6 protein-coding genes are annotated in these 8,885 nt (G+C 60.3%); 4 read left to right on the forward strand and 2 right to left on the reverse strand.

All coding sequences use genetic code 11. The features are described from left to right. On the reverse strand, positions 1 to 1,286 hold a 1,286-nt coding region (locus tag BMI87_RS21540; RefSeq protein WP_078523508.1), incomplete at its 3' end, for a choice-of-anchor F family protein. A gap of 579 nt (positions 1,287 to 1,865) precedes the next feature. Between BMI87_RS21540 and BMI87_RS21545 the strand changes: the two genes are divergently transcribed. The 4 genes from BMI87_RS21545 to BMI87_RS21560 all read left to right on the forward strand — a co-directional run bounded on the left by BMI87_RS21545 (position 1,866) and on the right by BMI87_RS21560 (position 5,194). Then, the gene (locus BMI87_RS21545) at positions 1,866 to 3,389 is read left to right on the forward strand and encodes a PAS domain-containing sensor histidine kinase (protein WP_078523509.1); all 1,524 of its coding nucleotides are present in this window, start codon (positions 1,866 to 1,868) and stop codon (positions 3,387 to 3,389) included. Further along, positions 3,376 to 3,993 (forward strand): response regulator FixJ, encoded by a 618-nt coding sequence (gene fixJ / locus BMI87_RS21550; RefSeq protein WP_146681732.1) that lies wholly within the window; start codon positions 3,376 to 3,378, stop codon positions 3,991 to 3,993. The genes BMI87_RS21545 and fixJ overlap by 14 nt, the downstream gene beginning before the upstream one ends. A 122-nt stretch (positions 3,994 to 4,115) precedes the next feature. Further along, positions 4,116 to 4,469, forward strand: coding sequence for a hypothetical protein (locus BMI87_RS21555; RefSeq protein ID WP_078523511.1), 354 nt, complete (start codon positions 4,116 to 4,118; stop codon positions 4,467 to 4,469). Positions 4,470 to 4,549: 80 nt separating this feature from the next. Then, positions 4,550 to 5,194: a helix-turn-helix domain-containing protein gene (locus BMI87_RS21560; protein ID WP_078523512.1), complete on the forward strand. Its 645-nt coding sequence runs from the start codon at positions 4,550 to 4,552 to the stop codon at positions 5,192 to 5,194. Between the two features lie 485 nt (positions 5,195 to 5,679). Here the strand turns inward: BMI87_RS21560 and BMI87_RS21565 are convergent, their stop codons facing one another. Next, positions 5,680 to 8,454, reverse strand: a complete 2,775-nt coding sequence (locus BMI87_RS21565) for a cation-transporting P-type ATPase (RefSeq protein ID WP_078523513.1) — start codon at positions 8,452 to 8,454, stop codon at positions 5,680 to 5,682. Positions 8,455 to 8,885 lie beyond the last annotated feature (431 nt).

Below are 8,885 nucleotides of genomic sequence, written 5' to 3' on the forward strand. Positions count from 1 at the left end.
AACTCGAAGCCGACAGCGCCGAAGGCGGGCAGGAAGCTGTAGCCCGTCGTCTCGAGCATGTCGTTGCGCGCGACCGGGTCCGTGATCGCCATGATGTCGCTGATCGCGGTCTGATAGGTCGCCGCATTCCCGATATCCAGATAGGGAATATTTGCGGCCGCATCGAGACGACCGGCGGTCGCGAACTGGTAGGGGGTCGCCGTCTGCTCGACGATCGGCGCGAAGATCGGCGCGATGCGCATCGTGACGTTGCTGCCCGCGACATCGCCGAGATCGATGATGTAGTTCAGGTTGAGGTTACGAAGATCCTCGACCACGTCCTGCGTATAGAGGCCATTGGCCTGCATCGCCGCAACGATATCGGCGGGCACGGCGCCACCGCCGGTATAGCCGAGATCCGCGACCGTCACGCCCAGCGAGTCGGCCATCGCCTGCAGCTTAATGTCCAAGTCTGTGCCACTCACGCCCAGATTGCCGTACTGCCACTGGTCGGCGCTCAGATTATGCCACGCGATGAGCACGGGCTCGTCCGAGACGACGTCGGTGCCGGTCGCGTCCCAGAAGAAGGCTGTAGGCAGCATGCTGTTGTCGATCAGCGACTCGCCGAAATAGGTGGCCAGAACGCTGTTCGACAGGTTCGTCGCGTCGAGCGTGTTGGCGGTGTTCGCAATGGTCATCTCGGCTGAGGTGCCGTCGAAGAAGCCGATGCCTGTTCCTTCCTGACCGCCATCCCCGAAGAGCCCGTCGGGCAGATTGAATTTCGAGTTGTAATCGGGATCGAAAAGCGCTGCAGTCTTGGGATCGGCCGTATCGAAGGGGGTGAAGCTGTCACCCGAGCCGGTACCGAGCTGCACCTTGAAGGCCAGAATGCGGGCGCCGGTGAGGTTCGAGGTTTTGCCGTAGGTGAAGTATTCCGTGATGTCGCCGCTCGATTGCGTCGAGAGCATGATATCCATCGGCGTCGGGCCGGTCAGTTGCGTCTTCACGCGCTTGCCCGAGCCGGGAGGGGCCGTGCAGGTAAAGTCCGGCGTATTCGCCATCAGGCAGTTGGTGATACCTTGCGGGTTGTTCGTGTTGCCAAAGTCGGCGTTGACCTCCCCCGTCACGGCCTTGAGGCCGGGCGGTTCAACGCCTTCCGCCGGATCGGAGAAGATGAGACCATCGCCGGTCACGTCGATGACGGGCGCGTCATCGAATGTGCCCGACCAAGCCGGAGCCCCGAGGCACAGCAGCAAAGCGGCCGGCGCCACGGTGCGTTTCAAATTGGTGAGTAGTGTATTCGACATTCTTTATCCCCATTCCCCAAGGCAAACGCGACGATAGAAATCGTACGTCGAACAAGCCACTCTTTACGCAATTGAACTGACACCCTGTCCGTGCGTTTGCCTCGGCGCGTTTCTGAAGTTCCCTCGCACGGACCTCAGTATTCACGCCAATGTTACGTACGCATTCGTTGATTTGCATCAATGAATTTGTAGTCCGGTTTGAGTGTTGCGGATAAGCCGCTCGCCCCACGCGGGTAGCGTTATCGTGTCGCATATTGACGGAGAGAAGGGAGCAGGACCGAAGTCATGCACGCGCCCGGCCGACTCATCGGTCTCCCGCTTTGAGAAGCGCTGCGAGGCAAGATGCATGAATGCGCGAGTTCGCGTGGTGTCGTCAATGCACCAAGGAACTGTCGGTTTTCTATCGCCGAAATTGGTTGAGAAACAAAGCTATGCGGAAGATACTCCTTTTGGAAATGCGGGGTCTTGCGCTGCCGCGGCTTGCGAGTGACATGGTTCATAGGGCGTAATTACCTGTTCGAGGACGATAATGACGTCGCCGGCGAGCTGGGTTTGAGCCAGGTGGCTGGGAGCTGAGCTGTGACGGCACAGAAGGCAAGAAAAGGTAGGAAGGGGCTGCAGCGCGCCGCCGCTGGTGCGCTGTTTCGGCGAAACCTCTTTCGATATGCGATCGCAGCAGTCGCGGTGGCCACCGTTGCATTGATTGGTCTCGCTCTTCGGGGCGTGCTCAACGACGGCTCGCTCCTTATCATATTCCTTCCAGCAATCCTGACCGCCTCGGTGATCGGGGGAATAGGTCCGGCTCTACTCGCGATCGGACTGTCGGTCATCGGAAGTGCGGCGTTGTTCAGCCTACATAGGCTCGAGGCGACGCCTCTATTGCCTTATGCGGTGTTCGTGGTTGTCGCTTTCGTCATCGCCTGGATGGGCGAGATGCTCCATCGCACGCGTCGGCAGATGGATGATACGGAGAAGGAGCTTCGGGAACGCGAGGCACATCTGCGTACGCTGTTCAACTCGTCGCCGGATGCAACGATCGTCATCGATGCCAATGGAATCATGACATCCTTCAACGCGGCAGCCGAAAGACAGTTTGGCCACCCGGAAGACGACGTCGTCGGGCAGAACGTCAAAATGCTGATGCCGGAGCCCTATCATGACGAGCATGACGGTTACATCCAGCGCTACCTCACTACGGGTCAGAAGCGCATTATCGGCATCGACCGGATCGTTGTCGGGCGGCGCAAGGACGGTTCAACCTTTCCCATGAAGCTGACGGTCGGAGAGATCCGCCACGGTGAGAAGATTTTCTTCGCCGGCTTCGTAGAAGACCTGACCGAACGCACCAACTCGCGCGCACAGCTGCAAGAAGTCGAGGCGGAGTTGGCGCGCCTCGCACGATTGAACGAACTGGGCGAGATGGCTTCCACTCTGGCCCACGAATTGAACCAGCCGTTGTCAGCCATTGCCAACTATGCGCAGGGGTGTACTCGCCTGCTGCAACAGGCCCCCGACTCAACTGCCGCGAGAATGCGGGAAGCGGTCGAGGAAATGGCTCGACAGTCGCTTCGGGCGGGCCAGATCATCCGCCACCTGAGGGAACTCGTTGTTCGAGGTGACAGCCAGAATTCTGTCGAGAATCTCCGCAAGCTTGTCGAGGAAGCGAGCGCTCTCGCGCTGATGGGCACGAACGACGTGGGCGTTCAGTCAGACTTCGAATTCGATCCCACAGTGGGCCCGCTGTTGGTCGATCGCGTTCAGATACAGCAGGTGCTAACCAACCTGATGCGCAATGCGATCGAAGCTATGCGCAACAGTGATGCAAGAAGGTTGAGCGTACGGACTTTCGCAGATGGCCCTGAGCAAGTGGTCGTGGAAGTCTCCGATACCGGGCCAGGGATATCTGCGGAAATCGCGTCGCAACTTTTCAAACCGTTCGTGACAACGAAGTCCGGAGGTATGGGAATCGGGCTTTCGATCTCCAAGCGCATCATCGAGTCCCATGGAGGCACCATCGAAGTGTCGAAGAATGCCGACGGTGGTGCGACCTTCCGTTTCACCCTGCCAATCTACGAAGATGAGAGAGCAAATGCTGCCAGATAATTTTATGGTTCACCTCGTCGACGACGAGGACGCGGTCAGAAAGTCACTTGCCTTTATGCTCACGATGGCTGGTTTCACAGTACGACAGCACCAGTCTGCGACCGACTTTCTCGCTGCAGCGCCAACGATCCAACAAGCGTGCCTCGTGACCGACCTGAGGATGCCAGATATTGATGGTGTCGAGCTACTTCGCGAGATGGAACGCATTCGGGTTCGAATTCCCGCGATCGTGGTGACTGGCCACGGCGACGTGCCATTGGCGGTCGAAGCGATGAAAGCGGGCGCCCGCGACTTCATCGAGAAACCCTTCGAAGAAGAAAGCCTGATCGAGGCGATAAACCGCATCGCCTCCGAGTTGGAAGCAGAAGGTGAAGCTGAGAACACCGATGCCATTCGCTGCCGTCTCGACCGTCTGAGCGGACGGGAGAAGGAAGTCTTGTCCGGTGTCGTGTCAGGCCTACCGAACAAGACGATCGCCTACGATCTCAACATCAGTCCCCGAACAGTCGAAGTCCATCGGGCGGCGGTGATGTCCAAGATGGCTGCCGGAAGCCTCCCGGAACTCGTGCGCATGGCACTCGCAGCGGGGTTCCTCGGCCAATAGCCGGGCGCCCGCAGACATTCTCAAATTGACTTACCTCAACGCCGGACGCGCTTGTTTGCGGCAGTAATGCCATACGCAAGGGAAACTATCTCTGCGTTATAGCAAGGAGAGCACAGCTGGACATGAGGCGATCAATCTTCGTCGTTGCACAGGATGACGGGTTGCGACGATCCATAGCCTTTGCCCTTGAGGCTGAGGGATTGCTCGTCATGTCGTCCAGCAGTCTCCGGACAATGCGAGAGGTATCGGGGGCTGCAGAAATCGGCTGCGCGGTGATCGACGAAGACGCCATCTCCTCAGAGGAAGATGGGTGGCACGTGGTCAGGGGTTTTGCCGTTCCAATCGTTCTTTTGGCCGACCGCCTACGGACGATGCCTGATACCTTCAGCGGCACCGTCCTGCTGAAGCCACTTCTTGGGGGACGGCTTGTCGAGGCAGTCGCGGGCAGCCTCAATCCAAAGGTCCGCTCTAAGTAGAATCCCGTACGGACATCTCCGAATTTCGCAAAAGATGGAAATGCGCGATGAATCTTTCTGCGTAGGACAGGGAGATCACTATGACCATTCAAAGCAACCGCGAATTCGCCGCACTGGCCCGGATCGCGAAGGTCGGAAACCACAAGAGCACGTTTGCCACCTCCCCGGCGAACCCAGTGACCCATTATGCTGCGGGCGACCTCATCTTTGGACAGGGGGACCACGCCGGAAAAATTTTCACGGTGAAAGGCGGGATGGTCCGTCTCTACCATCTGTTCGCTGATGGCCGGCGCCAGATTCTGGCCTTCTGCATGCCGGGCGAGGTCTTCGGTTTCGCCGTCCATGGAACTTATGAATTCTTTGCGGAAGCGATCGAGGATAGCTCGGTTGCCGTTCACGATGTGCAGGATTCCCTGACTGAAGTTTGGCTGAGCGCACTCAAGGCACACCTTCTCGCCGCGCAAAGTCAACAGCTGGTTCTTGGTCGGCAATACGCGTGCGAGCGTCTTGTATCGTTCTTGCTCGATATGGCCAACCGTCAGGGAGGGCAGCAACACGTGGAGCTTTCCATGACCCGCTCCGATATCGCGGACTACCTTGGTCTGACCCTCGAGACAGTTTCCCGCGGCCTGAGCAGGCTGAAGAAGGACGGGTTAATTCGGATGCATAGTGCCCGCTGCATCGAAATTCCAGCGCTCGAGGCGCTTCAGGAAATGATTGAGTAAATAAGGAGGCAATCTTGTCCCCTTTGGCACAAATGGAAGCTCGGCCGAGGCGGTGTGGCCATGACACCGCGCAGCCGTATCGGGGCTGCGGGTCTTCGCTCATTCGCAGGTCTTGGACCGCCAAATCGCGATACCGGTTTCGACAATACCGCAATGCAGGCAGCCCAGCTCCCGTGTCCATGCCCTGAACCGGGCCCGGGCAGAATCCATAATCCTCAGTTCGCGATCGTCGAGCACTTCTTCGGTTAGGTCACTTCCAACTTGCTTCTTGAGCCGCTCTTATTAACGTTTTTGGCTTACAGATGAGGTGGGAAGTCCGTTGCATATCATACTTGTGGTTGCATTGAGTTCGAAAAAAGGGGGCGAACTTCGGTGCCATCGCTCCGCCCAGTGAAAACTGGACCATTTGAGACTGGGGTTTTCCATTAAGGTCACCCGACCGGATCAAAGAGCCCTTTCCGGGCAGTTGAGCAAACCGATTCTTTTCAGGCGGTGAGGCTTCGAAGTGCAAGCCGCATTTGCTTCTCGATCTCGATCAGGGCGAAGAAAACGATGCCGATCAGGATGATCAATACGCCTTCAGGGAATGGCACCGCTTGTGTTCCGAACACCTTCTGCAAAGGGGGAACGTAGGTGATCGCGAACTGAGCGGCTATGACGGTGAGCACGCAGACCCAGATGATCGGCGTTCCCCGGGCAGCCGCCCAGGTGAGTGAGGTGCCGTGGATGTTGCGGATGAAGAAGAGATGGAAAATCTCGAGTACCACCAAGGTGTTCATTGCCATCGTCTGCGCGAGGACCGGTGAATAGCCCCGGTCGGTGGCGTAGAAGTAAACCCCGAAAACCGCCATCAGGAATAGCGACGAGACGAGCACGATGTGCCAGATCAGTTGACCCGTCAGCAGCGGCGCGGCGCGCGGGCGAGGGGGGCGGCGCATGGTGCCGGGCTCGGACGGCTCGAACGCGAGCGCGACGCCCAGCGTCACGGCGGTGATCAGGTTGACCCAGAGGATCTGCACCGCCGAAATCGGTAGTGTCATGCCGGCAAAGAGCGCTGCGACGATCGTCATTGCCTCGCCAGCATTGGTGGGTAGCGTCCAGCTGATGACCTTTTTGATATTGTCATAGACCGTCCGGCCCTCGCGCACTGCGGCGGCGATAGATGCGAAATTGTCGTCGGCGAGTACGAATTCGGCGGCCTCCTTGGCTGCCTCGCTGCCTTTCCGACCCATGGCGATCCCGGCATCGGCGCGCTTGAGCGCCGGTGCATCGTTTACCCCGTCTCCGGTCATGGCGACGGTCAGCCCCTGCGATTGCAGGGCCGTTACGAGCCGCAATTTGTGGGCCGGAGAAGTGCGCGCGAAGATGTCGGTCTTCACGGCCGCGTCGGCCAGTTCGGCGTCGTCCATCGCCTCGATATCCGCTCCGGTGAGAACGCGCTCGGCGTTCTTCAGCCCGATTCTTCCGGCGATGGCGCGCGCCGTGGCGGCATGGTCGCCGGTGATCATCTTCACTTGGATACCCGCGGTATGACAGTCGGCGACGGCGTCGATGGCCTCGGCCCGCGGGGGATCGATCAGGCCGATCAGGCCGACGAGGGTCAGCTGCCCCTCGAGGTCAGCCGACACCAACTCGGCGTGGCCGGCAGACACCGCGCGTGTGGCGACCGCGATCACCCGCTGGCCCTCGGCAGCGAGCTCCTCGATCGCTGCGTGCCAGTGATCGACGTCCAGCGGTTCCGTGCTGCCGTCGGCGCTGCGCTGGTCGGCGCAGAGTGCAAGCACCGCCTCGGGGGCGCCCTTGACGTGGATGCAGGCGTGGCCTTTGCGGTCGCGGTGCAGCGTGGCCATGTAGCGATGCGCCGCATCGAAGGGGATTGCATCGGCACGGGACCATTCGCGGAAGGGCTCGGGCCCGTCTCGGGTGACTTTGCCGGCGAGCGCCATGAGCGCGCCCTCCATCGGGTCGCCCTCGACACGCCAGCCTTCGGCATGGCTGTGCAGCAGCGCATCGTTGCAAAGCGCCGCGGCGCGGGCGAATTCCATCAGCACCGCGTGGTCGTCCGGGTCGATATCGGCATCGCGCCAGCGCACCGCGCCTTCGGGAGCGTAACCGTTGCCCATCACGGAATAAACGTGCTCGGTCGCGGCGAGTGAGGCCACCGTCATTTCGTTGCGCGTCAGCGTTCCGGTCTTGTCCGAGCAGATCACCGAGACTGCGCCCAGCGTCTCGATCGCCGGCAGGCGGCGAACGATGGCGTTGCGTCGGGCCATTGCCTGCACCCCGACAGCGAGGGTGATCGTCAACACTGCTGGCAATCCCTCGGGAATCGCAGCTACCGAGAGGCCGACGATGGCCATGAACAGGTCGGAAAACGGCAGGTGGCCGACGAAGTAGCCGTAGGTCAGGAGTGTCGCCGCCACCATAAGGATGAAGACCGTCAGCCAGCGGGCGAAGCGGTCCATTTGCGCGACGAGCGGCGTCGTCAGCGTCTCGACCCGGCTCAGCATGCCGCTAATCCGGCCAATCTGGGTCTGTGCGCCCGTCGCCACGACGCCGCCGCGTCCCGCCCCGGCGGCCACCAGCGTGCCCGAGAAGAGCATCGAATTCCGGTCGCCCAGCGGCGCATCCTCCGCGACCGATGCGGTGCCCTTGTCGACCGGCACGGATTCGCCGGTCAGGATCGCCTCCTCGGCCTTCAGCCCCCGGGCCGAGATCAACCGAAGATCGGCTGTCACCCGATCACCCGCCTCGATCAGCACGATGTCGCCGGGCACCAGATCGGCCGCGTCAACGCTCTGTCGGCGTCCGTCGCGCAGCACCGCCGCGCGCGGCGCCAGCATATCCCGGATCGCGGCCATTGCTTGCTCGGCGCGGCCTTCTTGGACATAGCCGATCACCGTGTTGACGATTACCACGGCAAGGATCACGCCCATGTCCAGCCAATGCTGAAGAGCCCCCGTCACCGCGGCGGAGGCGAGCAGCACATAGATCAGCACGTTGTGGAAGTGCGCCAGGAAGCGCAGCAGCGGGCTTAGTCGGGGCGGTTCGGGTAGCTGGTTGGGGCCGTGCGCGACTCGGCGCCGCGCCGCTTCCTCGCTGCTAAGTCCTTCCGCCTTGGCCGTGACCGCCTGAAGGGCCTCAGTCGGGGACAATGCGTGAAGTCTCGACGGGCTATACTGCTCTGCCGCCAGAGGTCGGGCATCAAGTGAATGCAGGATCTCCGCGCTTTGTCTGGGGCGGATGGGATGGGGCGGCATGTGGCTCCTCATCGCGTCGGGAAGAGGCGTCAGGTTCGATCTGATATGCTGGAAACTCGGCACTCATCATGTGGGAGATTACTTGATTGAGCAACTCCACTGAGACGCGACCCTTGGGAATTGCGCGAGCAGGGTGCCGTGAGCACTAACTTATTCGCGAGAAACCTGTCAACTTGATCAGATTGTCGGCGACGAAGATGCCGACGCGATAGGCGAAATAGGTCGCTTTGCGCCACCCTTTCCTTGACTTGCAGAGCAGAGGGGCCCTGATCTAATTCGCAACCGCAGGGTCACCGCTGATACCGAGGTGCCTTAGCAGACATTCGTCCGCGCTGCAGCGAATGACCGGTTTCCGCCGATTCTGTGGAAAAACACCCGTTCGCGATTGCAGAAATTGGAAGCTTTCGTGATGTGCGACTGCCTTTCCTATA

The sequence above is a fragment of the Thioclava sp. F28-4 genome (genome assembly GCF_002020045.1).
Taxonomy (GTDB): Bacteria; Pseudomonadota; Alphaproteobacteria; order Rhodobacterales; family Rhodobacteraceae; genus Thioclava; species Thioclava sediminum.

Bases quoted from the DNA above. Each gene is read 5' to 3' on its own strand.
- BMI87_RS21565 (WP_078523513.1), bottom strand. From the start codon at position 8,454: ATGCCGCCCCATCCCATCCGCCCCAGACAAAGCGCGGAGATCCTGCAT.
- BMI87_RS21560 (WP_078523512.1), top strand. From the start codon at position 4,550: ATGACCATTCAAAGCAACCGCGAATTCGCCGCACTGGCCCGGATCGCG.
- BMI87_RS21555 (WP_078523511.1), top strand. From the start codon at position 4,116: ATGAGGCGATCAATCTTCGTCGTTGCACAGGATGACGGGTTGCGACGA.
- fixJ (WP_146681732.1), top strand. From the start codon at position 3,376: ATGCTGCCAGATAATTTTATGGTTCACCTCGTCGACGACGAGGACGCG.